Origin of the sequence: Cognatundibacterium luofuense, from assembly GCF_018139685.1 — a bacterium.
GTDB lineage: Bacteria > Pseudomonadota > Gammaproteobacteria > Burkholderiales > Burkholderiaceae_D > Undibacterium > Undibacterium luofuense.
Genome location: NZ_JAGSPN010000123.1, coordinates 1 through 485, shown reverse-complemented (window position 1 = coordinate 485; position 485 = coordinate 1). Strand labels below are relative to the sequence as shown.

Here is a 485-nt window from a genome sequence, read left to right as displayed (position 1 = left end):
GCGTGGCTCCGGTATAGGTGCTGCCTGACACTAGCGTGGCAGCCTGCAAACTGGAAGCAATGTTATCTAATTGTTCCAGATTTCCTGACCACGGTGTACTCAATAAATTGGCAGTTTGTTTGCCATTGGTGTCCGTCAGCGTCAGTGAAACTAGGGTGATATTGATTGCGGCCCAATTTTCCGATGAAGCGTCACTCACGACAATAGGTACGGAAACCGGTGCCGCGGTTGCAGCACTTGGCGGTGTTTGCGGATTATCCGTTGCTGTCGTTGAGCCGCCGCCACCGCCACAGGCGCTCAAGGCTGCGAGTAAAGAAGTGGCCAATACATATTTACCTTGCTTCATCGTCGTATCTCCGGCTGAGTGAATGTACTTTCAGCTTATGCCTGAGTGACTGTTGCTGTGTATCAAAGTTTTGCAAGCTTGTTTGTATGTGGGGTCATGAGATTTTGTCTGAGTTTTATTCAAATATTGCAAAAAATGA

At 48.2% G+C, this 485-nt stretch carries 1 pseudogene; it reads right to left on the bottom strand.

Annotated features, from left to right (window positions below):
- Positions 1-346 (bottom strand): annotated as a pseudogene (locus KDM89_RS19630) (hypothetical protein); the annotation flags it as partial.
- Positions 347-485: the final 139 nt, after the last annotated feature.